The 24,338-nt window shown below is 40.4% G+C and carries 25 protein-coding genes; 12 read left to right on the top strand and 13 right to left on the bottom strand.

The window, feature by feature from the left end; all coding sequences use genetic code 11:
• Positions 1 to 73: 73 nt before the first annotated feature.
• From L1D46_RS07735 to L1D46_RS07705, 7 genes are all read right to left on the bottom strand, one after another.
• Positions 74 to 451, bottom strand: coding sequence for a hypothetical protein (locus tag L1D46_RS07735; RefSeq protein WP_239977234.1), 378 nt, complete (start codon positions 449 to 451; stop codon positions 74 to 76).
• A gap of 156 nt (positions 452 to 607) precedes the next feature.
• Positions 608 to 955 (bottom strand): hypothetical protein, encoded by a 348-nt coding sequence (locus tag L1D46_RS07730; protein WP_045979609.1) that lies wholly within the window; start codon positions 953 to 955, stop codon positions 608 to 610.
• Positions 956 to 968: 13 nt separating this feature from the next.
• Positions 969 to 1,286 carry a hypothetical protein gene (locus tag L1D46_RS07725; protein ID WP_045979610.1) on the bottom strand — a complete coding sequence of 106 codons (318 nt, stop codon included), beginning with the start codon at positions 1,284 to 1,286 and terminating at the stop codon, positions 969 to 971.
• Positions 1,283 to 2,320 carry a hypothetical protein gene (locus L1D46_RS07720; RefSeq protein ID WP_239977233.1) on the bottom strand — a complete coding sequence of 346 codons (1,038 nt, stop codon included), beginning with the start codon at positions 2,318 to 2,320 and terminating at the stop codon, positions 1,283 to 1,285. Before L1D46_RS07720 ends, L1D46_RS07725 begins: the two co-directional genes overlap by 4 nt.
• 208 nt (positions 2,321 to 2,528) lie before the next feature.
• Positions 2,529 to 2,891, bottom strand: coding sequence for a hypothetical protein (locus L1D46_RS07715; RefSeq protein ID WP_016708261.1), 363 nt, complete (start codon positions 2,889 to 2,891; stop codon positions 2,529 to 2,531).
• 194 nt (positions 2,892 to 3,085) lie between these two features.
• A complete protein-coding gene (locus L1D46_RS07710) occupies positions 3,086 to 4,468 on the bottom strand; it encodes a PhoH family protein (RefSeq protein ID WP_016708262.1) in 1,383 nt (460 codons plus the stop codon).
• Positions 4,468 to 5,832, bottom strand: a complete 1,365-nt coding sequence (locus L1D46_RS07705; RefSeq protein ID WP_239977232.1) for a PIN domain-containing protein — start codon at positions 5,830 to 5,832, stop codon at positions 4,468 to 4,470. Before L1D46_RS07705 ends, L1D46_RS07710 begins: the two co-directional genes overlap by 1 nt.
• A gap of 299 nt (positions 5,833 to 6,131) precedes the next feature.
• Between L1D46_RS07705 and rapA the strand changes: the two genes are divergently transcribed.
• From rapA to nadS, 3 genes are all read left to right on the top strand, one after another.
• Entirely contained in the window at positions 6,132 to 9,026 is a 2,895-nt protein-coding gene (gene rapA, locus L1D46_RS07700) for an RNA polymerase-associated protein RapA (RefSeq protein ID WP_130049674.1), read from the top strand.
• Positions 9,027 to 9,167: 141 nt separating this feature from the next.
• Positions 9,168 to 9,485, top strand: coding sequence for a type II toxin-antitoxin system RelE/ParE family toxin (locus L1D46_RS07695; RefSeq protein WP_239977237.1), 318 nt, complete (start codon positions 9,168 to 9,170; stop codon positions 9,483 to 9,485).
• Between the two features lie 2 nt (positions 9,486 to 9,487).
• Entirely contained in the window at positions 9,488 to 9,772 is a 285-nt protein-coding gene (gene nadS, locus L1D46_RS07690; protein ID WP_239977230.1) for a NadS family protein, read from the top strand.
• A 25-nt stretch (positions 9,773 to 9,797) separates the two neighbouring features.
• Here nadS and L1D46_RS07685 read toward each other — a convergent pair whose 3' ends face one another.
• Complete coding sequence (locus L1D46_RS07685; protein ID WP_239977228.1) at positions 9,798 to 10,028, bottom strand: hypothetical protein; 231 nt, start codon at positions 10,026 to 10,028, stop codon at positions 9,798 to 9,800.
• Between the two features lie 133 nt (positions 10,029 to 10,161).
• Between L1D46_RS07685 and rluA the strand changes: the two genes are divergently transcribed.
• Both rluA and L1D46_RS07675 read left to right on the top strand, forming a co-directional pair.
• Positions 10,162 to 10,815: a bifunctional tRNA pseudouridine(32) synthase/23S rRNA pseudouridine(746) synthase RluA gene (rluA, locus tag L1D46_RS07680; RefSeq protein ID WP_239977226.1), complete on the top strand. Its 654-nt coding sequence runs from the start codon at positions 10,162 to 10,164 to the stop codon at positions 10,813 to 10,815.
• Between the two features lie 81 nt (positions 10,816 to 10,896).
• A complete protein-coding gene (locus L1D46_RS07675; RefSeq protein ID WP_239977224.1) occupies positions 10,897 to 11,817 on the top strand; it encodes a DUF3530 family protein in 921 nt (306 codons plus the stop codon).
• On the opposite strand, the gene djlA is transcribed toward L1D46_RS07675, so the two are convergent.
• The 3 genes from djlA to L1D46_RS07660 are packed head-to-tail and all read right to left on the bottom strand — an operon-like array spanning position 11,800 to position 14,350.
• Positions 11,800 to 12,672, bottom strand: coding sequence for a co-chaperone DjlA (djlA, locus tag L1D46_RS07670; protein ID WP_167658207.1), 873 nt, complete (start codon positions 12,670 to 12,672; stop codon positions 11,800 to 11,802). The two genes, L1D46_RS07675 and djlA, sit on opposite strands and share 18 nt — an antisense overlap.
• A 23-nt stretch (positions 12,673 to 12,695) precedes the next feature.
• Positions 12,696 to 13,352 carry an N-acetylmuramate alpha-1-phosphate uridylyltransferase MurU gene (gene murU / locus L1D46_RS07665; protein WP_239977222.1) on the bottom strand — a complete coding sequence of 219 codons (657 nt, stop codon included), beginning with the start codon at positions 13,350 to 13,352 and terminating at the stop codon, positions 12,696 to 12,698.
• Positions 13,349 to 14,350, bottom strand: a complete 1,002-nt coding sequence (locus tag L1D46_RS07660) for a phosphotransferase (RefSeq protein WP_130049680.1) — start codon at positions 14,348 to 14,350, stop codon at positions 13,349 to 13,351. Before L1D46_RS07660 ends, murU begins: the two co-directional genes overlap by 4 nt.
• A 103-nt stretch (positions 14,351 to 14,453) precedes the next feature.
• On the opposite strand from L1D46_RS07660, the gene lptD reads away from it, so the two are divergent.
• The 7 genes from lptD to L1D46_RS07625 all read left to right on the top strand — a co-directional run bounded on the left by lptD (position 14,454) and on the right by L1D46_RS07625 (position 23,182).
• Entirely contained in the window at positions 14,454 to 16,700 is a 2,247-nt protein-coding gene (gene lptD, locus L1D46_RS07655; RefSeq protein WP_130049681.1) for an LPS assembly protein LptD, read from the top strand.
• Between the two features lie 36 nt (positions 16,701 to 16,736).
• Complete coding sequence (surA, locus tag L1D46_RS07650; RefSeq protein WP_130049682.1) at positions 16,737 to 18,029, top strand: peptidylprolyl isomerase SurA; 1,293 nt, start codon at positions 16,737 to 16,739, stop codon at positions 18,027 to 18,029.
• A 5-nt stretch (positions 18,030 to 18,034) separates the two neighbouring features.
• A complete protein-coding gene (gene pdxA / locus L1D46_RS07645; RefSeq protein WP_130049683.1) occupies positions 18,035 to 19,027 on the top strand; it encodes a 4-hydroxythreonine-4-phosphate dehydrogenase PdxA in 993 nt (330 codons plus the stop codon).
• Positions 19,024 to 19,830, top strand: coding sequence for a 16S rRNA (adenine(1518)-N(6)/adenine(1519)-N(6))-dimethyltransferase RsmA (rsmA, locus tag L1D46_RS07640; RefSeq protein ID WP_130049684.1), 807 nt, complete (start codon positions 19,024 to 19,026; stop codon positions 19,828 to 19,830). Before pdxA ends, rsmA begins: the two co-directional genes overlap by 4 nt.
• A complete protein-coding gene (apaG, locus tag L1D46_RS07635) occupies positions 19,814 to 20,203 on the top strand; it encodes a Co2+/Mg2+ efflux protein ApaG (RefSeq protein ID WP_239977220.1) in 390 nt (129 codons plus the stop codon). The genes rsmA and apaG overlap by 17 nt, the downstream gene beginning before the upstream one ends.
• 6 nt (positions 20,204 to 20,209) lie before the next feature.
• A complete protein-coding gene (locus L1D46_RS07630; protein ID WP_239977218.1) occupies positions 20,210 to 21,025 on the top strand; it encodes a symmetrical bis(5'-nucleosyl)-tetraphosphatase in 816 nt (271 codons plus the stop codon).
• Positions 21,026 to 21,166: 141 nt separating this feature from the next.
• Entirely contained in the window at positions 21,167 to 23,182 is a 2,016-nt protein-coding gene (locus L1D46_RS07625) for a methyl-accepting chemotaxis protein (protein WP_239977216.1), read from the top strand.
• 152 nt (positions 23,183 to 23,334) lie between these two features.
• On the opposite strand, the gene L1D46_RS07620 is transcribed toward L1D46_RS07625, so the two are convergent.
• Positions 23,335 to 23,712 carry a DUF3718 domain-containing protein gene (locus L1D46_RS07620; protein WP_178926594.1) on the bottom strand — a complete coding sequence of 126 codons (378 nt, stop codon included), beginning with the start codon at positions 23,710 to 23,712 and terminating at the stop codon, positions 23,335 to 23,337.
• A gap of 79 nt (positions 23,713 to 23,791) precedes the next feature.
• Complete coding sequence (gene folA / locus L1D46_RS07615) at positions 23,792 to 24,283, bottom strand: type 3 dihydrofolate reductase (protein WP_167658209.1); 492 nt, start codon at positions 24,281 to 24,283, stop codon at positions 23,792 to 23,794.
• Positions 24,284 to 24,338: the final 55 nt, after the last annotated feature.

Genomic DNA, 24,338 nt, shown 5'->3' with positions numbered 1-24,338 from the left:
GCGCTACGACGCTATATTGACTAACAGAAAAATTAATTACATGTGCGCGAAATTTGGACGCACTAATCCTGTATTAGGCAAAAATTGGTGGACGATAAAGGGAAGTGGAAATTGAATGAGGTTGTTTAGATTGCAGAGCAGCTACAGATTCACTGAATATTTGAATATCTGTCGAATCAATACTGGAATTTAGGACTGTCGTAGATGAGCAAGCATTTGCAGGACAAATACATTCAACGTCACAACAATCTTCTGATTGACCATTACTGCTTTTATTCATATCACCATGATCCATGTTCATGTTCATGTTCATGTTCATGTTCATGTTCATGTGTGATTCATGAGAACCTGATGACATTTCGCAAGGCATAGCAGAATACGCAAATGCTTGCCCTACAAAGGCAAACAGCATAAGCGTTATCACTAAGACTTTTGAAAATGCTTTAGACATAAAATTCTCATAAAAATATACATGTCTATGCTAATACAAATTTTCGAATAAGTAAATTGATGTCATGTAAACATTTATGAATATTTGACTAACGTCAACTTTTTCAAAGAGGTAAGTGACAAATAATAATCTCATCAGACTTCTTATCTTCGTTATTCAATGGCTTTTATTTTGAGACTTAAGTTGCTCTCTCATTTCTAAAACTCGATCTACCGAATAAGCTCCCGCCCTCATAACAACCAGTTCAACAAACGAAATATCAATTAACTTATGGTCAGCATCAATCACATAACAACTCTCACTATGTGTGTATATTTCTAACTTATCCTCATCAGCAGATTTGCTAACAATCTTTGAAGTTACCATTTGCTCAAATGGCCGAAATCTGAATGTTTCATCGTCAATAACAACCCCTGACAAAAACTCCCCAAGAAATGATTTTTCAAAGTCTTTATAGTCATAGACCGAGAGTATGTAAGCATCCTTTAAATATGTTTTGTCCATTTGTTACTCCCTACTAATAGCCAGCAGGGAGCATTTCTCGCAACTCTAATAGCTCATTTGGAGAGTACATACACTCATGCATTAAATTGAACTCAAATACATCTACATCAAACTTTTGGGGTTCTGCATCTAAGATATAAAAGTCAGCACCAAAAGTTCTATATTCAAGACCGTTTACTTCCATGACTTTCGTGGAAAACAAAGCCTCACCTTTTTTACCGTTCTTACTATCCTCAGCAAAAGTAGCGTAAAGCACCTGTTCAACCTTATCTTCTAAGTCAGATTTAATTGAGATAAGTGTTGCGTTAGTTAGTTTTACTCTTGGTCTCATGCTTTTGCTTCCTTCTTATCTTCTAGGCAAAACGGGCGGAAAAAACTAAGGTACTTAACTCCATTAACTTTTAGTAAATTGTTGTCAGCATCAAAATGTGACAGAACGCTAGACTGATACAACGAAATATATTTTTCATAATCGATGGTGTTAAAAAAATTGGTATCGACACGTCGTGCATGGAAAACAAGAGCTTGCTGATCGATACGAACAATGAACTTTTGATCACCATCTAGATTTTTAACCTGTAGACATAAATCAGGTTTGTGCCAATCAGATACAAAGGAAGGAATCAGTGGGAAGCCATATACCAAATAGCGCATACCTTCGATTTTGAAGGTTGTTGGATTGAACTGAGCCTTATTTACTTTGCCGCTACGGAATAATTCAAGTGTCAACACCAGCCAGTGCTCATGCTTAGAAAATGTATTTCCTTCAGAAATACAGCCTTCGAACTCACTATCATGGTTTACATGATTGATGTACATGTATTGTTTAATGTCATTCAAGGAAAGCTTTTCAACCGGAAACTTTGAAGCTATGAGCCTGAAATAACAACCATGAACTTTTAAATCTGCATATTGAACTATCAACGGATCATCAAAAGCATCGAAATATGGTCGCCACTCCAGCCTAAAGTCAGCACCAGTGTTTACAATAAACTTGGCATCTTCTGGCAACCCTAATACTTGGTATATCACTGAAACTAACTCTAATGTTTCGATATCTACCAGCATCAGGCTTTCAATACGGTTTGCCATTGACTCAATTTCTTTATGAAGCGATTCAATAATTTCTTGATCATCGTATTCATTGATCATTAAGTATTTCAGGGAATCGTGCTTTAGAATTGAATCCAGTTTTTTCTGTTCAAATGCTTCAGTGAGGCTATTATGGGTATCAGAAAAATGAGGGCAGTTATAAACACCTCTAGCCCACAGGCCTTGGGCGTAAAGATCAGGAAACTCTAATAACTCAGCAAACTCTTTTGCTTGTTTATTGAGTTTATTCTTTAATTGATAAAGTGAGATCATTTAGTTCTCCAAACAACTTTCTAATAAACAATGGCCTACCAACACATTGCTTTATTTATTGTTCAAATAACCAAATTTTTACGGATGCTCCGCTTCACTGTTCACGTTTTTCAAGGCGAAAAACATGTGTAGGCGTAGGCTGTCCGTTCAGCCTTCTTATTATAATATCGCCAAAAAACAAAATGACAACTTACGTATTTGTACAACTTTAGGTAGATATTTTGAGTTTGAACTCTGAAAAGCTAAGCCCAAACAAGGATACGACCATCTCTTCATTTATATTGGAGCCGGGAAATTTTTTTTCAAAATTTCCAATAATGCTATCTAGGTGGCTAGCTAATATTTTTACTAAAAATATTTCCGAGTTTGGTGAGAGTGCAGACAGTGCTATCAATGGGTTGTCAAAGGATTCAGCTTTTATTTTTACTAGTAAATCGCTGTAACTGTCACAGCCATATAGACAAATAGCTGCCCCTTCTTGGGCTTGTCCAAGGGGAATAGTTAATAATTTAGATAATCGTTTTGCCTGCCTTTTTATATTTACTAGCAGGTCTTCTTTTTTAAAAGACATCAATACACCAAAAAACGGCAACGCTAGGCCACGCACCTATGTCACTCAGTTTTTATGTGAATATTTAATCTTTTAGTTCAGAGTAAATCCATTTCGTCCTGTTTTCGTGGGAACGGGCTTCTCTGAAAAGCCACTGCAAAAAGCAGTGGCCATTGTCGCAATATTATAAGGAAATGTGAATGGTAGTTTGATGCCTACATATTCTTTTCAGTGAATTCAGCCAAGCTACTACGCTCTACTTCATCAAAAATCAGCACTGATCCTTTTTCATAATGACGAAACACATTAACAGCCGCACTTGCACCAGAAGAAGCAGGTGTTACAAACTTATCGTCAATCTGGGCTAGGTTGCCCAATACGATTGTCCGACAATTTTTGCCACCGCGACTAAGCATTCCTTTAATTTGAGCACGGGTCATATTTTGTGCTTCATCAATTATTAAAACAGCATCGTCTATTGAACGGCCACGAAAATAAGCCATACTGGTAAATTCTATATTAGCTCTTTCGATCACATGTTCAACTGTAGCGTGAATATTTCCTTCATGATTATCATCCGAGTGCATCGAAATTAATGCGTCAGTAATACCTGCCAGAAGAGGCATTGATTTTTCAGTTAAATCCCCCGGTAAGAATCCCGGATCGTCGTCCATAAAGTCTCTGGAGCGCACCACAACGATTTTTTTGTACTTTTTCAACTCCAATACTTGATGCAGCGCCGAAGCAACTGCCAAAAAAGTTTTTCCGGAGCCAGCAGGACCAAGGATGATATTTAAATCATAGTAAGTGTCTGTTAATTGGCTTAAAGCTACCGCCTGACGCTGGTTTTTAGGCAATATGCCCCATATCTTTTCTTGCTTACGCGGCAATAATTTTGTGTATACCTCAGTATCTGTTACTTCTGAAATCCGGCCAATGTGTCCGGCTTCATCGTACCAATACATGTTTGGCTGAACTTCATCGTTGAACAAGCTTATTGGGAATGTATAAACCTCTCCTGAGACTTTGAAATCTTTATCTGATTCAATTCGATCAAAAAGATCGCCTTCAAAAGCCTGTACTCCTGTGTATAAAAGATCAATATCTGATATTTGATTATCTACGGCAACGTCCTCAGCCCTAACCCCAACTGTTCGAGCTTTCAATCGCATATTAATATCACGGCTAACAATTGTTACGTCTTTATTGAGTTCTTTTTGAAGATATAAAGCATAATTAATTATTCTGTTATCAGCATCACTTCCTATCCCGTGCTTTAACTCCTTAGCCAGATCCAATTGAGTGTCAATTCCAATGAAAAGCTTTCCTCTCTGGGCTGTTTCGGTAGATGGTAAAGGAATACCTATTTCCATTTCCTCGGCTGTATGTCCATTTATAATGTCTTCAAGCATTCTAATGCACATACGGGCATCGGCACTTACCGATTTATTAGTTCTTTCTTTCAGGTTATCAAGCTCTTCAAGGACAGTTAGACAGATGTAAATATCATCTTTGTAGCTAAAAATAGATTTTGGATCATGTACTAATGCAGATGTGTCTAGTACACGAGGATTTCGATTATCAATAGAGCTTTTCATTACGCAGCCTCCCAAAAGATTGAATCGTTGCTAGGCTTTGTGTTGTACTTTTCTTGTAAATTACAAATTTTGAGTAAAGGTTTATTGTTGAGAGACTGCTCAGAGTAGCTAAGGTAATCAATTTTTTTGGAAATTCTTTTTACTTTTTCTACAGGCCAATAAAAACAAGGGGGTAAAAACTTTAAAACACCCCCAATTCGGGGTTGTAAAATAACAACGGCATTTTGAATGCTGCGACCACGCATAAAGTTTACTGATTTAAACTGTACGTTGGCTTTTTCCATAATGTAATTGCGACTCGAAATTGGGTTTTCATCGCCTTTATGTAGTACCTCTAAGGTATCGGTGATCGCAGCCAACCAAGGCGCCATTTTCTCTTCTTCCGTGCCAGGTAAAAAGCCGATTGATTCAGCAATTTCAGGAGTATTACGGGTAACAATAACTTTATCGTAAATGCCTTTTTCTATAATCATTTCAAGGGCGCTGGCAAGCGCGAGTAAGGTTTTACCACAACCAGCGGGGCCGGTTAAGATCACTAGTTCAATACTTGGGTCAAGCAATGCATCAAGTGCCATTCCTTGATACACATTCTTTGGTTTAACGCCCCAAGCAGTATGACTCATCAAACGTTCAACACTGATATCTTTTAAAGTAATTTGTTTATCATCGTAGCTTGTTACTCGAGCTGCAAAGTGGTCGCTTTCATCTAAAATATATTCATTACAGAACACATCGCTAATCGTGCTTTTTGCAACATGGTGATAGGTATCTCGGCCTTGTTGTTCTGTTTCGCACTCACCAACATGTTGCCAAAAGTCGCCTTCAATTTTTTTATAGCCACTAGTAAGCAACGCTATGTCATCAATTAATTGGTCAGTTCTGTAATCTTCAACAAATTTAAGCCCGGCCCCTTTCGCTTTGAGGCGCATATTGATGTCTTTAGTTACAAGCACCACTTTGCTGTCGCTATGTTGCTTTTGTAAATGCACAGCACAATTGATAATTCGGTGGTCATTTTCGTTGCCTGGTAAACCTGAAATACTGTCTGCAAATAAATGGTCATTAACGATAATTAAGCGGCCACGAGAATCTGTTTTAGCCTTTTTGTTACTAGGGAGCGCGACACCCTGCAACATTTGCTCTGGCGAAGCGTCCTTTAGCACTTCATCTAAACCACGAATAGCAACACGGGCGTCACGGCTAACGTCATGTTTTCTATCTTTAATGTGGTCGAGCTCTTCTAATACTGTCATGGGGATAACAACATCGTGTTCTTGGAAAGATAAATAAGCGAGGGGTTCGTGGAGTAACACATTGGTATCAAGCACATACATTTTACTATCAAGGTTCGAAGCTTTTTCCATAGCACTTTCCTTACGTTTTATGATTTTTATGCTATACCCAATAAACTAAACAAGCGGCGGATGAAGCTATGGTTTATTCGTCAGGTATATACTCAGTTTAGTCTATTTACGACAAAAGTCCTTTTTATGACAAACAAATATATAATTATTTAACCGGTTAGAATACATACAATTTTTACCTTTAATAATGACTTAAAAAGGTTGACTAAATTTAATTGTGTGCGGCGAGTTTACTGCCTTGAAGTAGCATGGCGTTACAGGTAACATAGCCGCCTTTTTTCTTCATAGACGAGACATACATGAATTTTTCCTTAGGTCAGCGTTGGATCAGTGATACTGAGTCAGATTTAGGATTAGGCACCGTAGTTGCCCTTGAAGGCCGCCAGGTCAGCATTTTATTTCCAGCCAGTGGAGAAAACAGAGTTTATTCTTTAACAGAAGCACCTGTTACTCGTGTCGCATTTAATCCAGGTGATGTTATTCGCAGCGTTGAAGAGTGGGAATTAGAAGTTGAGTCAGTTGAAGAGCAAGGCGAGTTACTATGCTATCATGGCACACGCGTTGATAACGGTGAAAAAGCACAGTTAAAAGAAACTTTTTTAGATCACTTTATCAAATTCAATAAACCACAAGACCGTTTATTTGCAGGTCAAGTGGACCGCTTTGACCGCTACACTCTACGTTACCAAACTTGGCAGCATCAGTTTGAGCGCCAACAATCACCTTTAAAAGGTTTAATTGGTCAGCGAGCAAACCTTATTCCGCATCAGCTTTATATCGCACAAGAAGTCGGTAAACGTTTTGCGCCACGCGTATTACTTTCTGATGAAGTGGGTTTAGGTAAAACCATTGAAGCAGGTATGATTTTACATCAACAAATCATCAGTGGCCGCGCTAGTCGCGTACTGATTGTTGTGCCTGAAAATTTACAACATCAGTGGTTAGTAGAAATGCTACGCCGCTTTAACTTACATTTTTCTATTTTTGATGAAGAGCGTTGCGATGAAGCCTTTGCTGACTCACCAAACGTATTTGAAACAGAACAGTTAGTACTTACTAGCCTTGAATTTTTAAGTAAGAAAAAACGCTGGTTTGAGCAAGCAACTCTGGCTGATTGGGATTTACTGGTTGTTGATGAAGCACACCATTTAAGTATCAATAATGGTAAACCAAGCACTGAATACCAACGTATAGCGGAGTTAAGCCAAGACATTCCAGGCCTTATCTTATTAACTGCAACGCCGGATCAACTAGGCCATCGCAGCCACTTCGCACGCCTGCAATTACTCGACCCAGATCGTTTCTACGACTACGATGCGTTTGTTGAAGAAGAAAGTAACTACAAAGAGGTTGCCGAAGCAGCCAACCAATTACTCGGTGAAAAAGGCCTTGATGATGCGTCTCGTGCAACATTAAAAGAGCTATTAAAAGAAACCGATATAACTGATCTTTTAGCCGAAGCAGAGAAAGGTGATGAAACGGCGCGCAACGAAATTTTATCAATGTTGTTAGACCGCCATGGTACGGGTCGCATTTTATTTAGAAATAGCCGTAGTGGTATTGATGGGTACCCAAGCCGTAAGCTTCATGCTTACCCAATGGCAATGCCAAAACAATATAAAACGGCAATGTCAGTACTGGGTAATATGGGCGGCATTCAAAATGCTGAGCTAACAGCCCTTCGCGCTTTATTTCCTGAAAAGATCTTCCAAGAGTTTGAAGGTGAAAATGCTAGCTGGGGCGCATTTGACCCACGTGTTGATTGGTTAATCGAAACGTTAAAAACCCTTAAACACGAAAAAGTACTGCTTATCTGTGCTAAAGCCGAAACCGCACTTAGCCTAGAACAGATTCTACGTGAGCGTGAAGCGATTAAAGCCTCTGTTTTCCACGAAGGTATGTCGATTGTTGAACGTGACCGTGCAGCCGCTTACTTTGCCGACGAGTACGACAGCGCACAAATTCTACTTTGCTCTGAAATTGGCTCTGAAGGTCGTAACTTCCAATTCTCGCATCACTTAGTATTGTTTGATTTACCGCTCAACCCTGACTTACTTGAGCAACGCATTGGTCGTCTTGACCGTATTGGTCAAACTCAAGACGTAAACATTCATGTACCGTATTTTGAAAACACCGCACAAGAAGTGTTACTTCGTTGGTACAACGAAGGCCTAGATGCGTTTGAAACGACATCGACAACAGGGCAAATGCTGTATAAAGAGTATGGCGAAGAACTACTTGAGTTTATTGGTGCACACAATTGCGATGAAGAAGAGCTAGACCCACTGCTAGAACAAGTTGCTGGTCAAAATGCCAAGCTTCGTAAGCAAATGGAAAGTGGTCGTGACCGCTTACTAGAGCTGCATTCAAGTGGCCAAGGCCGAGCAGAAAGTCTTGTTGCAGATATCGAAGAGTTAGACGATCAATTTACACTACCAAGTTACATGATCAATGTGTTCGATACTTTTGGTGTAAGCCAAGAAGATAAAGGTGAAAATACCATTATCTTAAAGCCAACTGAGCACATGCTAAATCCGTCTTTCCCATGTTTAAAAGATGATGGCATCACAGTGACGTTTGATCGCAGCACCTCGCTTTCGCAAGAAGACGCCCATTTCATCAGCTGGGACCACCCTATGGTGCAAGGCAGCTTAGACATGATTTGTGATGATGACTTTGGTACTGCCTCTGTAGCGTTACTGAAAAACAAAAAGCTACCTGCTGGTACCTTCTTTGTTGAGCTCATTTTCATTGCTGAGGCGATGGCGCCTAAAGCACTTCAGGTTGGCCGCTTCTTACCACCAACGCCTATTCGTATCTTATTAGATAAGGGCAGTAACAACTTGGCTGATAATGTTGCTTTTGATGCTTTCAATCAGCAGTTGTCTGCGGTTGGTCGCCAAACTGCAAGTAAATTAGCCAGCGCGCTACAAAGTGCCATTCACCCAATGATCACCAGCGCACAAGGTATGGCACAAACCAAGCTAGAAACACTGCGTGCTGAATCACTAGAGAAAATGCAAACCGCCCTTGGTGAAGAGCAAGCTCGCTTAACGGCACTTAAGCAAATTAATCCGAATATTCGTGATGAAGAGCTAAGCTTCTTTGATAAGCAGCGTAGCGAACTCACTACTTACATCGAAAAAGCCCAAGTTAAACTGGATGCAATTCGTTTAATTGTCGTTTCGCACTAACGTTGAAGCACTAAACTCAAAACTACAAACGCGATGTGCTTTCACATCGCGTTTTTTATTCCCCTCACATTGACCTTACCGAAACAAGGTGTACACTGTACACAACATAGATTAAATGGAATTAATGCTATGACACATGCAATTGAATTTATAGAAACCTCCATCTTCACTAGGCAAATAAAGCAAATTGCCACTGACGATGAGTTACGAAGTTTGCAAATTGAACTAATAGCCAACCCTCTAAAAGGAGAGCTAATAAAAGAGACTGGCGGGCTTAGAAAAGTACGAATGGCAACGGGTCACAAAGGTAAAAGCGGTAGCACCCGAGTTATTTATTTTGTTGCTCATTTAGAACGTATTTACTTTGTTTTGGCATATCATAAAGCAACTAAAACTACTCTTAGTAAGTCTGAAAAGGCACAGCTTAAAGAGTTAGTTATTAAACTAAAAGGTGAATAATCATGAGCTTATTTGATGAGTTGAAAGCTTCTTTACAAGAAGCTGTTGAAATTAAAAAACAAAAAGTCGCTCCTGCACGTAGTACTCAATTCGATATCGCAGATGTAAAAGCTATACGTATGAAACTGAACGTTTCTCAAGCTGAATTCGCTAAGGCACTTGGGACCAGTGCAGACACCATAAAAAGTTGGGAAACTAAACGAAGAAACCCAACTGGGTTAGCAGCAAAAGTGCTGGCTACGATTCAAGATAACCCTAACATCTATTTTGAAATTGCGGCTCATTAGCTAACAGCGAAGCCATGACAAATGTTTATGCAAAAAACACCACAAGGGTAATAATTACGGCCACTGCCGCTAGCTTACAAAATAACTTAGCTAAGCTTTTATTTCTTTGTATTAAATCGTCTTTGTAAGCTTGCTTCAAATACACGGCTTGTAGGTCTGAAAAGCCTTTACAGTGCGGACACTCTGGCTCACGGTCATTTACTTCTAAGCCACAACGTGTACAAGGCTTACAGCGAATTAAACCAAGGCGAAACATTCATTTGTCCTTTTCTTTAAACTCCATACCTTAATTTACTGTATCTTAGCTACTACTCAAAAACCAGCACTGGCATTGTGTATGCGCTCATACTCCTTTAAAATAGCGCCCTTGCATATCATCGAGACTGGCTGTGTTACTCAATTATAATCCCCCAATGACACCTTATTTAAGTATTGTTTATCAAGATGATGACTTACTTATTGTGAATAAACCAAGTGGTTTACTTACTGTGCCGGGAAAAGACCCAAAACACGCTGACTGCCTTATTGCTCGCATTAATCGCGTTTTTCCAACGGCGAAAATTGTTCACCGCCTTGATATGGCTACCTCTGGCATTATTTGTTTAGCTATGCACAAAGAAGCGCATCGTAATTTAAGCATTCAGTTTCAAGATAGAAAAACCGCGAAACGCTACATTGCTCGTGTATTTGGTAAGCTTGAGCAAGAAACTGGATCGGTAGATTTACCACTTATTTGTGATTGGCCGAACCGACCAAAGCAAATGGTTGATCACGACAATGGCAAACCGTCATTAACCCATTTTAAAGTGCTTAAATATGAAGGTAATGCAACTCGTGTTGAGCTGACCCCAATTACAGGGCGTTCTCACCAACTGCGTGTACACATGCTGTCTTTAGGTCACCCTATTTTAGGCGATAAGTTGTATGCTCACCCCGAGGCATTCGCCATGGCTCCTCGCTTACAACTGCATGCCGAAATGCTAACCTTAGCTCACCCAGCCAGCGGTGAAACACTGATTTTTGAAGCTGCTCCTGAGTTTTAAGACAATTCGCTAAATATTTAATAAACACTGCCGATAACATAGTTAATCACTGATTTAATTAATGACTCAGGTAATATCGGCATGAATTTAAAACCCTCACATCGCTTAGTTTACGCAGCCTGTTTTGCGTTGATTAGCAGCGTGAATGCAGCCGACTTTATCAAACCGACGCCTTGGTCAAGCTTGGTCACAAATGATATTCAACGTTTTTTACCAACTGATGAAGTGCGTCCCCTGCTTGCTGGTGAAGATGAGTTTATCAGCTTATATCGTCAATCGATGGCTGCAAGTCAACGTGGAATTGTGCTCATTATTCCCGATTGGCAGCACTTACCAACAAACAATGCTGGCATTAACTTTTTACGTAAACAGTTAAATGAAATTGGCTATGCAACTCTTGCCATGACTATGCCAGACATTGATTGGCACCCTGCTGACATGGCAATGCCTGAGAGCTCTGAAGACGCTGAAGAGTCAACTACGCAAAGCGATGAACAAACTGCTCCTGCCACGCCAGCCCAAGCACAACAAGCGCCTCATTTTGTTACAGGTGCACCCAATATTAGTGAAGCTGTGCTTGATGATTACAAGTTAAAGTTAATAGCCAGGTTCAATGCCTTGTATAACAGTGCAATGGATGAGGGCGGCAACATAATTGTTGTGGCTCAAGGTGCCAGTGCAGGGCTATTAATTGAGCACTATGCTAGCTTTCCAAATAACGAACTAAACGCCTTTATTAGCTTAGGGAGTTATTTACCCAACAGTATTCGTAACCAGCATCTCAATGCTACGCTATCGACCATCAGCCCACCGTTATTAGATATTTTCTATAGTGAGGGTAACCCTGACACGCTGCAAAGCGTAAAAGACAGGAAACGCTGGGTAAGAAAACACGCAAAATATGACTATCGACAAAGAGAGTTATTTGGTGTGCCTTCAGAGCCTGAGCAGCACGAGAGGCTGCTCAAAGAAGTTGATGGCTTCCTACGCCGCCTTTTTTAAATACTCATAGGCTGCTTGAATATCTTGGCTTTTCTTTACTGCCACTTCCATCATATGTTTTGGTAAACCTTGCGATACCAGCTTATCGGGGTGATGCTGAGCCATGAGTTTGCGATAGGCTACTTTAATATCTCGCGCAGAAGCATCATTGTTTAAGCCTAAAAGAGCCAAAGCTTGCGCGCGATTCATACCATTATTGGGTGGCACACTGTGCCCTCTTTGTTCACTATGACTGCTGCGATTTTGCTGGCTTTGTTGACGTTGCTGCTCATAAAAGCGCTGTTGTTGCTGGCGAAACGCAAATTCGGCTTGGTAGCGCTTTAATAAAAATCCGAACTGAGTGCGCGAAATACCAAGCTGCTTACTCACCTCTTGCAAGAGCTGCTTTTCTTGCTCTGCAAGGTGGCCATCAGAAAAGGCCATTTGAATTTGTATTTCGAGGAATAATTGCAATAAATCATGACGTCGGGCAAAGCGCTCCTTAAAGTCATGAACGGTTTCTTTTAATGAAAAGTCCGTTTCTTTACCGCTACGAAAGGCATCTTGAGCTTCACGGCGCTCATCGCCCGATAGGCCCATTTCGTCCATAAACAAACTTGCAGCACGAATATGCGTTTCACTAACGCGACCATTCGATTTGGCAATATGCCCCATCACTGCAAAACAGCTAGAAAAGAAAAGAGCTTGGCGTTCGTTAATGTCATCGCCTTTAAACAAACCAGAAAAACCACCTGCTTTATCAAAGTCTTGTTTTAAACTGCGATCGAACATATGGCCTAGGTATAAACCTAGTAAGGCACCAATAAACTTGCCAAACATAAAGCCAAAACAAAAACCGAGTACTTTTCCCCACATAATTTGGCAAACCTCTGTTGTTATTACAAAGTGAAACGCTGATTTATTTCATCGAGTCTGGCAGGCGTGCCAATGTCATCCCACTGACCTAAATAAAGCTCAGTAGAAACTTGATGCTCTGTGAGTTTTTCTCTCAAAATGGGCCCAAGTGGACGAATACCTGCGCTGAGACCTTCAAAAAAATCAACATGATAGCGGCTTATACCCGAAAAAGTATACTTTTGACTATCTGGGCTTAGATGACTTAGAGCAAAATCACCATCAGGATTATGAGCAGGATTTTCAACAAGGACAATATGCGCCTCCCCTGCTTGCAGATGAAGCTGCATCAACGAAGTAACATCGTAATCAGTAAACACATCACCATTGATGACAATAAATTGCTCACCCAATAACGGCAATGCTTGAATAATACCACCGGCGGTTTCAAGACCCCCAGCCCGCTCTTGGCTGTAAGTGATCGATACACCAAACTGCGAACCATCAGCAAAATACTCTGTTATTTTGTCACCTTGCCAAGCAAGGTTAATGACAATATCGGTAATGCCTGCTTGGCGTAAGTTATTAATATGATGCTCTAATAATGGCTTGCCGTTAATCTTTAGCATCGGCTTTGGCATCGTTTCTGTTAGCGGCATCATGCGCTTACCGCGCCCTGCCGCTAGGATCATTGCTTTCATTTCATCTCTTTTGTTAAACGCTGCTTAGTCTGTGGAATAATTATCTGCTCTATCCACTGGCCAAGGGCTGTTAACTCTGGGTATTCTTTACTGACATTACTGATGTATGTAAGGGTTGGCAGTACATTACTCAAATAGCCAGACTTACCGTCACGCAATTTCAAACGGCAAAATATACCTGCCGCTTTTAAATGACGCTGCACGCCAGTTAAATCAAACCAACGTTTAAACATCGTAAATGAGATGTCTTGCAAAAGCTTTTGCTCGCAAAATTCGTCATAAGCGTAATGTAAAAGGTAATCGAGCTCTTGCTCTGGCAACTTAAAATAGCAATCTCTTAATAACGAAACAAGGTCATAACACACTGGCCCTTGTACGGCATCTTGATAATCAATGATCGCCCATTGCTGTCCTGTGCGCATAATATTACGGCTATGGAAGTCTCGGTGCACCGTAACAATCGGTTGTTCAAGGGCATTATTAACTAATAGCTCACAAGCCTGTTGCCACATTTGCTGTTCATCAACAGAAAGTTGCTCACCAATAAAGTTATCAACTAACCAATCTCTAAAAATGCTCAGTTCAAACTGTAAAAACTCACCATCAAATACTTTCATATGTTGGGCAGGTGGGATTTGCGCCCATTGTGCACTTAACTTTATTAAATGTTTGTAGTGTAAAGTGCGGTCTTCGTCGCCCAGTAAATCGGCCAAGTGAGTATTGCCTAAATCACTCAATAAAAAGAAACCTTGTTTTTCATCTGCTTGAAGAATTTTTGGTAATTTAAAGCCATGTTGAGAAAACACTTTATTGAGTTCTATATAAGGCGTGTTATCTAATTTATTGGGGTCTGAGTCCATGACAATATAGCTCTGTTCACTTGTATTTACGCGGAAATAACGGCGAAAGCTCGCATCCCCAGTGATGGCGGCTAATTGATATTCATCCTCTTTAAAATGAGGATTTAAAAACTGCTGTAAACTTTTATAACGATTCATTTAGTAAGATATCTATTTTTCACTAAGTCAATTACTGTATTTGCCATTGTTTTCCTTTATTATGTCTAGCTTATATCCAACCAAAGAGCATTAAGGTCATTAAATGAGCAAAACCTGGGGCATAATGATGCTAAGCGTACTTAGCGCACCATCGTTCGCCGAAACTGAACTGACACACAATCTTTGTGGCACTTCAATGCAAACCAGAGCTTGGCAACCGCTCCCTGGCCTTGAACTTAATATGATCGATATCAAATCCGATGATATTGAACTATTGGGTACCCAAAGCGCAGAATTTACCGGTAATGTAGATATTAACACCCTAACGATGAATTTGTCCGCACAAAGTGCACTGATTGACAAACAACGTGGGTTACTTAATGCAACCGGCCCTATCGTTTATCGCGATAAAGTAAGCCAAATTAATAGTTCTGGGCTCAATGCGGATTTAAATAATTCTGAATTAAGCTTGCTTGGTGCTGATTATAAGCTCACCGACCAACTTGGTCATGGTGGCGCAGAAAAACTAACAGTAAACGAGTCTGGCTTAAACCTGATGAACGCAAGCTTTACTACCTGCCCGGGCGAAACACCGGTGTGGGCAATTGAAGCTGACGAAATTGATCTATCCAGTGAAGATGGTTGGGGCGAAACCCACAATACCGTATTACGGGTATTTGATACGCCGGTTCTTTATATTCCCTATTTTACGTTTCCATTGGATGACCGCCGTAAATCAGGCTTATTAACACCTAACTTCTCAAGTTCAGGCCGCTACGGTATTGAAACCATCACACCGTATTACTGGAATATTGCACCTAATTACGACGCCACCATTACGCCTCGCTATATGTCAAAGCGCGGTTTACAGATTATTAGTGAATTTCGTTATTTAACGGAGCAAAACAACGGTCTTATTGCTGTTGAATACTTAGATAAAGATGATGAAGAACCAAATGTTGACTCGCGTTATCTATTCCATTGGCAGCAGCAAAGCTACTTTGGTGAAAACTGGCGCGGTAATATAGATATTACTAACGTTAGTGATGATAACTACTTAACTGATTTAAATTCTGGTTATGCGACTCGCACAGATACTCAGTTATACCGCACAGGTTCACTAACTCATTTAGGTGACACTTGGCGTACCAATATCAAGTTGCAAAGTTTTGAAGTACTTGGTGATCACCGCGAGTCATACGCGGCACTGCCACAAATTAGCTTTTCGCAAACTGATGCGTATGATTTTTATGGCGTTGATTTAACCCTTGATGGTGAGCTTAGCTATTTCACTAATGATAACGCAGTCATTGATGAAGCAAGTCGTGTTCATATCGAACCGAAAGCAAGCTTTGGCTACCAAGAATATGCATGGTCATTTTTATCTGAATTCAGTTTACTGCATACAGAATATAACCAGCATGGTGATTTAACAGGAACCGACTACGACGAAAAGGTCACGCGTACCCTGCCAAAAGTGCGTTTATACAGCCAATTAAATTTTGAACGTGATACTGGATTTTTCTTTAAAGATGGTATTCAAACACTTGAACCACAAATTCAGTATTTGTACACCCCTAATAAAGACCAATCAAACATTGGCCTTTACGATACAACAAAATTACAAGACGACTTTTTTGGTTTATTTAGAGACCGTCGATTCTCAAGCATCGACCGTATTGCCACTGCGAACCAATTTACGTTAGGTGCGACAACCCGTTTATTTAGCAATGAAAACGAAGAAGTATTTAACTTTAGTGCCGGACAAATCTTTTATTTAAGTAATGACGCAAAACCTACAACACAAGGCATTAATGTTGATACTAACTACAATGCCTTGTTCGCAGCGCAAACCATGTTACATTGGCACCGTCGCTGGTATTTATCAGGTGGGATTCAGTACGACACTGACGGCAAAGATATTATTCAATCAAATATCACCTTAGATTATAAAGGTGACGATAAACAGCTCGTGCAATTGAACCATCGCTATGCAAATGATGTCTCAGGCAATACAATCGAGCAAATTGGTTTATTTACAAGCATTCCGCTATCGCAAGATTGGCAGTTTGTTGGTAGCTACCACCGCGATTTAGAAAGCGGTCGTAGTATTGAAGTTTTCAGCGGTCTTCAGTATGAATCCTGCTGTTGGGCGTTTCAAATCACAGGCCGTCGTCAAATCGAAACAGATTTGAACCAGGCGATTGGTCAAGAACAAGCAACTTTTGATACCAGTATTGGCTTCAATATCGTATTAAAAGGGCTTGGAAGTAAAAGCCGTTATGATGCACAAAAATTATTACAACAAGGTATTTTTGGCTATCGTAGACCGTATTTTCTTAATAACTAGTACCGCAGTACTATTAGCAAGAGTATTAGAAAAAGTATGAATTTAAAAAAATTATTAGCATCTGCATTATTAACAGTTGGCCTATGCCAAAGCGTTTTCGCAACACCTGTCGAAATTGACAAAGTCGTTGGTGTTGTTAACCAAGGTGTTATTCTACAAAGTGAAGTCGACACCATTATCAACCGTGTAAAAACTCAAGCAGCAGAGCAAGGTCAAGAGTTACCGTCTGATGACACGCTTCGAATTCAAGCTATTGAGCGTTTAGTAAACCAAACTCTGATGATGCAACTTGCTGAGCGAATGGGTTTAGAGATCTCTGACTCTCAGTTAGACCAAACACTTGAAAACATGGCTCGTGAGCAAGGCGGTACAATTGCGGATTTACGCCGTACTATCGAAGCAGCAGGTGAAAGCTATACAGCTTACCGTGAAGAAATTCGTAAAGAAATCACCACGCAACAAGTCATGCGTGCGAACGTTGACCGTCGTATTTATATCAGCCCGCAAGAAATCGATAACCTTCTAAAAATCATGGAAACCCAAGGCAAAAGTGCCGAAGAATACGATATCGGTCACATCTTGATTGATATTCCTAGTGATGCGTCAGCAGATGAAATCGCGAGTGCTAAAACTCGAGCAGAAAAGGTTATCGAGTTTTTAAAAGAAGGCAAAGAGTTTAAGCGTATCGCTATTTCATCTTCAAGTGGCTCAAAAGCACTTGAAGGTGGTCAGCTAGGTTGGATGGGTATCAACGAAATGCCATCGCTGTTTGCTGAAGCGGTAAAAGGCCATAAAAAAGACGATATCGTTGGCCCTCTACGTTCAGGTGCAGGTTTCCACATTATCAAAGTGCAAGATGTTCGTGGCCGCCAAGTAGTTGAAACGACTGAAGTTCGTTCACGCCATATTCTAATTAAACCATCAATAATTTTAAGTGAAGAAAAAGCCCGTGACATGCTAAAAGGCTTTGCTAAAGATCTACGTGAAGGCAAAGCAGATTTTGGCGAACTTGCTAAAGAATACTCTGAAGATCCAGGTTCAGCATTGAAAGGTGGTGAATATGATTGGACTGATCCAAGTACTTATGTACCAGAATTCAAAAATACTTTGCTTTCTCTAGATAAAAATGAAATCAGTGAGCCATTCAGAACTCAATTCGGTTGGCACATTGTACAGCTTCTTGACAAGCGTGTAGCAGATAAAACTGAACAAGCTAAGCGCAACCGCGCACATCAGCTACTGTTTAATCGTAAATTTAAAGAAGAAAGTTTCAACTGGCAGCAAGAAATGCGTGAGCAAGCGCACGTTGATATTTTCCCAACAGAATAAAAATTATGACCATTAGAATCGCAATTACCCCAGGTGAGCCAGCCGGTATTGGCCCTGATTTACTTATCAAGTTAGCGCAGCACCAGTGGGATGCCCAACTGGTGGTGATTGCTGATGGTGCGCTTTTAAAACAGCGCGCCAAATTACTTGGCTTAGATATCAACTTAATTGAGTTTGATGATAGCAAAGCTCCAAGCCTTGCACCTGCTGGCAGTGTTTACTTACATCAAGTGGATTTAGGCACTGACGTTGAAGTCGGCGTACTTAATGACGCTAACGGTCAATACGTGTTGGATACGCTACGTATCGCCAGCGAAAAAAACATGGATGGTACATTTGCAGCTGTTGTCACAGGACCTGTCCATAAAGGTATTATCAACAAAGCGGGTATCTCGTTTAGTGGTCATACTGAGTATTTCGCACAGCAATCAAATACTGCCGATGTAGTTATGTTGCTAGCAACAGAAGGCTTACGCGTGGCACTCGTAACAACACATATACCACTTGCTTATGTGTCTCGTGCGATTACTGTTGAACGTTTAAGTAAAGTGGCTACGATTTTAAACCATGACTTACAAACTAAGTTTGGTATTGAAAAGCCGCGTATATTAGTGTGTGGACTCAACCCGCATGCGGGTGAAGATGGCCATTTAGGCACTGAAGAAATTGACACCATAACGCCAACTTTAGAACATCTGAATAACCAAGGTATGAACTTAATTGGCCCATTGCCAGCTGACACCCTGTTTCAAGATAAATATCTATCACAAGCAGATGCTGTGCTTGCAATGTATCACGATCAGGGATTACCTGTGCTAAAATACAAAGGTTTCGGCAATTCGGTCAACATTACCCTTGGCCTGCCATTTATTCGCACCTCAGTAGACCATGGTACGGCACTAGATTTAGCTGGCACTGGTACTGCTGATGTAGGTAGTTTTGAATTAGCGATCCGCGAAGCAATTAAGCTCGCCCATGAAAAAGCACAGAATCAATGACAGATAAAGTACATTTAGGACACCGCGCTCGTAAGCGTTTTGGTCAAAACTTTTTAAACGATGACATGATCATCGACAAAATCGTCACGGCTATTGATCCTAAACCTGAAGACAATTTAGTAGAAATCGGCCCAGGCCTTGGTGCAATCACTGAGCCTGTAGCTGAATTAAGTGGCCATCTAACTGTTGTTGAGCTAGATAAAGACTTAGCAGAACGTTTAACGAGCCACCCATTTTTAGGGCCTAAATTAACAGTGCATCAAGGCGATGCAATGAAGTTCGATTTCAGCTCTCTGATCAAGTCTGACGAAAAGTTAAAGATTTTTGGTAACTTACCTTACAACGTTTCGACCCCGCTGCTATTCCATTTATTTGAGTTCGCAGATAATGTTGAGCACATGCACTTTATGCTGCAAAAAGAAGTTGTCAAACGTATGGTTGCAGGCCCTGGCAGTAAAGCCTTTGGTCGTTTAAGTGTGATGACACAGTATTACTGCCACGCAATGCCAGTGATTGATGTGCCACCTGAATGCTTTAAGCCTGCACCTAAGGTAGATTCAGCGGTTATCCGCTTGATCCCTAAAAAGCCAGAACAACGTTCAGCTAAAAGTACTAAGTTATTAAACACCGTTTGTTTAGAAGCTTTTAACCAACGTCGTAAGACACTGCGTAATAGCTTATCTAACTTACTTACAGCTGAAGAACTAACAGGTATAGGTATTGATATCACTCTTCGTGCAGAAAGCCTATCTTTACAACAATTTATTGATATAGCTAATTGGATTTATGACAACAAGCAGTAATTTAGGTTCTCCAATTAAGGTTTCGGTTGAAACCTTCTATGTAGAAGGTCAATCAGAGCCTGAACAAGATAAATACGTTTTTGCTTACTCAATCACCATTAAAAACCACAGCTTATGTAGCGTTAAGCTTTTAAGTCGTTATTGGTTAATTACCGATGCCAATGGTAAAGAAGTTGAGGTACAAGGCGAAGGTGTTGTTGGTGAAACACCCACTATTGCTCCTGGCGAAAGCTATAAATACACCAGTGGTGCTGTACTTGATACCCCGGTTGGCACAATGCAAGGTCACTACACCATGCGTAACGAGTTTGGTACTGAGTTTGAAGCGCCAATCGACGTTTTTCGTTTAGCCTGTCCAAACATTTTGCACTAGGTAACAATGGCTGATTACGCAATTGGTGACTTACAAGGCTGTTACTGTGAATTTGATACGTTACTCAAACGTGTCAACTTCAACCCAAGCCAAGATCACCTTTACTTAGTTGGCGATATTGTCGCTCGAGGCCCTGACTCACTCGCCTGCCTCGAGCGTCTTTATAAAATGCAAGGCAGTGTGACCATTACCCTCGGTAATCATGACTTACACCTTATTGCCTGTCATTATTTAAATAAACCAGCAAATCCTAAAGATAAGCTTGATGCTGTTTTTTCTAGTCCAAAACGCTCTGAATATATTCATTTTTTGCAACAACAGCCTTTAGCCTTGTGGCTTGAAAGCTACGACATGCTAATAAGCCATGCCGGCTTAAATCCAAATTGGTCGATTAAAAAAGCATTAAAGCGCGCTCGCTTTGCAGAAAGTTGCTATCAAGGTAGCGATGCCAATCATTACTTTGCCAATATGTATGACTCCCATCCATTAGAATGGCAATCAACGATGAGTAATGAAGCCAAGTTTCGTTATATTGTTAATTACTTCACTCGTATGCGTTTTGTAAATTTGCTCGGTGAGCTAGATTTCAGCAATAAAACCAGCGTTAGTGAAGATAGCTCAATACTACCTTGGTTTGAGCATCCGAATATTTCTGAACTCAATCAACAGATCACATTTGGTCACTGGGCCGCTTTAGAAGGTAAAGTAAACGCCGAAAATATTCATGCCCTCGACACTGGCTGTGTATGGGGAGGCGCAATGACACTCATGGAACTCAGCAAAAAAGACTGTTTTGTCGAAAAATCCCACTCTTTTATCTAAATAAACTGAAAAATAGCTGAACATCTGTTAGATTTATATAAATTAAAGTTGATTTAATTTAAAGCTAATTAAATTTAATTACTTAACTAATTGGCAACCTTGCCGATAAGTATTGATTAGTACTATTTTCTGGAATTACATATGAACTTGACCGTTAGACAGCGAATTTGGGGTGGCTTTATTGTTATTACGTTACTCCTGCTATTTATTGGTGGTAACTCGTTGATCAGAATTACCAACATTGATCAATCGACACAGCGAGTTAATCAGCTGTCATTACCGGCTCTCGACAAAAGTTATGAGTTGCAAGTTGAATTCATTTTGATGAGTAAGTCAGCGCAAGCGAGCTTTTACACTACATCACAAGATGAATTAGCTGCACTTAGAAAAAACTTTAACGAACAGAAAAAGCGTTACGATAACTCCTACCAAGATTTACAACAGGTAGTTAGTAACGATCCGAAACTGAAACAAAGCAGCCAAGAAGTTGAACAAACTTATAAACGCTTTGCTAAATCTGTCGATAACCTTTTTGCAGACAAACAAACTCAACTTGAGCTCAACAAAACACTGCGCACCCAGCTTGAAAACATCGAGATAAGTGCTGAAGATGCTAACTCTGTTGTACTTGATATTATTGATATTGATGGTCTTGAAGAAAACCACTCGCGTGCTTATCAAGCTGCCAATAACATGGAAAATAACTTCCAATCAGTAGTAACTAATAGCACAGACATGCTAACGGTTAAAACGCTTAATACCTTAGATATCATCAAAAACGAACAAACTTATTACCTAGAAGAAGTTGAACGAAGCCTTGGCCTTATCCGTCCAGCTATCATTGATAATAATGCGGATTTATATAATGACCTAAATGGTTATTTTGAAAGTCTTGCTGACAACGTTCGCGGCAACAACAGTTTATCAGCAAATAAAAAACGTCTCATTGATGCAATTGCACAAACTCAAGCTGAGCTGGCTAATGCAGAAAAATCAACCACTGAAGCTCTAAAGCAACTTAAAGAGCTTGTTGACCAAGCTACGGTCCTTGCTTTTGACTTACAGCAAGATGTAAGTGGGAACGTATCTACGGCAACGATTTGGACTTGGATTGCCATGGTTATCGCCACTTTAATTGCTATTGCTGTTGCAGCAATTACTGTTAGCCGTATTACTAAACCACTTTCTGAAGTAAACCGTATTCTTGATATTGTTGCTAGCGGCGATATGACTCAACGCCTAGACGACTCTGCTAAAGACGAGTTCGGTGAGCTATCACGCAGTTGTAATACGCTAATCGAAAGTTTACGTACGCTTATTCAAGGTATTATCTCTCGCTCTACACAGCTTGCTGCAGCCTCTGAAGAGACTTCAGCAATCACTGAAGAATCTAGCCAAGCTATTCGTAATCAACAAGCGCAAGTTGAACAAGCTGCCACAGCAACCACTGAAATGAGCAGCACATCACAAGCAGTAAGCAGTAGCGCTCAACAAGCACTAAGTGAAATCAAGAACGCAGATAAAGAAGCTGACCGTGTTAAAGGTATTTCTTCGCAAAACAAAGCGACTATTGAACAACTTGCTCGTGAAGTTGATGATGCATCACAAGTTATCAATAAGCTACACAAAGATAGCGCATCAATTGGTGGCATCTTAGATGTTATTCGTGGCATTGCAGAGCAAACTAACCTACTTGCACTGAATGCTGCAATTGAAGCTGCACGTGCTGGCGAACAAGGTCGAGGCTTCGCTGTTGTAGCTGACGAAGTACGCTCTCTAGCGAGTAAGACTCAAGAATCGACGCAAGAGATCCAAGCTATGATTGAATCGCTTCAGGTTGGTGCAGAGGCTGCTGTATCGGCAATGTCGAAAGGTAAGCAACAAGCTGAGTCGTGTGTTGAGCAATCAGACCTTGCAAACACAGCTCTTGACTCAATCACCGCAGCCGTTGCGCAAGCTCATAACGTAAGTGAGGAGATCTCAACAGCAGCTCATGAGCAACAGCAAGTATCGCAAGAAATTAGCGAACGCTTAGAGTCGATTGTTGCAATCGCAGAGCAAACAGCTGAAGGCGCAAACCAAACCAATATTTCGAGTTCAGAAGTTGCTAAGTTAGCAGAAGAACTTCGTTTATCGGTAGATGCGTTTAAAGTTTAAGAAGCTGTAAACGAGCTACGATCTAACAAAGATAGAAGCCGTGTTTGTGAAAGCAAACACGGCTTTTTTATATGTATTCACTTTATAAGGTGTTATTCAGGCACAAAAAAACCGCAACGAGTGCGGTTTCTTAAATTCTATTGGCGTTTAAATTAAAGGCCAGCGCGGTCTTTAATAACAGCGATCAGTGGTGAACCACCGTGACCGTTTGATTCAGCCCATGCGATGTCTGCACCGTCTTCTAAAGAGCTTTTAGATAAGTTCTTAACGATGTATTCACCAGCATCCGCAGCGCCGCTTTCAATTGCATGACGAAGCATATTTTTGCCATTACATTTTACAGCATCAAAGATGTTACGAATTTTCACACGTGAGCTTTTCAGCTTACTACGTAAACGGTTTTTATCATCAGCTGCGATGTACTCACAGATAGAAACCGCTAATTGATCATCAGCTTTTGCTGGTGCTGTATACGCAACTGACGCTGAAACAACAGCCGCTGCAAGTAACATATTTGGTAACTTCATCATATTTTGCCCTTATGTAATACTTTCTTCTTACCAAGATTGTGTAATATTGTACCAACTAATTATTTTTACCGCAATAATGTTACGAATTTTTATACAGCGTTACAAAGGTATACGAGTAAGAGTTTTTGTTATCAGGCTGATGCTGTTCTTGCTCTACAACTGTCCAATTAGCAACACTTTCGTAATCTGGAAACTGCGTATCACCGGCCACTTCAAGGTCGATGAATGTTAAGTATAGACGATCTGCTTGAGATAGAAATTGTTCGTATATATTTCCACCTCCAATAATCATAACTTCTTCAACATCAGCAACCAATTCCAGCGCAGCCTCAGGTGAAGTAACCACCTCAATACCCTCTGCGGTATAATCAGCATTACGCGTGATAATAATATTTTGACGGCCTGGCAAAGGGCGGCCTATTGATTCAAACGTTTTACGGCCCATGATCACAGGCTTTGCCATGGTTACTTTTTTAAAGTGTTGCAGATCGGCAGGTAAATGCCATGGCATTTGGTTGTCTTGACCAATTACTCGGTTATTTGCCATAGCAGCAATCATTGAAATTTTCACACTAAACCTTAATACTTTTTTCTTATTAATAAAAAAGGAGCGCATGGCTCCTTTT

Origin of the sequence: Pseudoalteromonas sp. Isolate3 (assembly GCF_022398505.1) — a bacterium.
Classification (GTDB): domain Bacteria; phylum Pseudomonadota; class Gammaproteobacteria; order Enterobacterales; family Alteromonadaceae; genus Pseudoalteromonas; species Pseudoalteromonas apostichopi.
The sequence above is the reverse complement of the archived record's forward strand: the minus strand, read 5'-3'. Positions and strand labels throughout refer to the sequence as shown.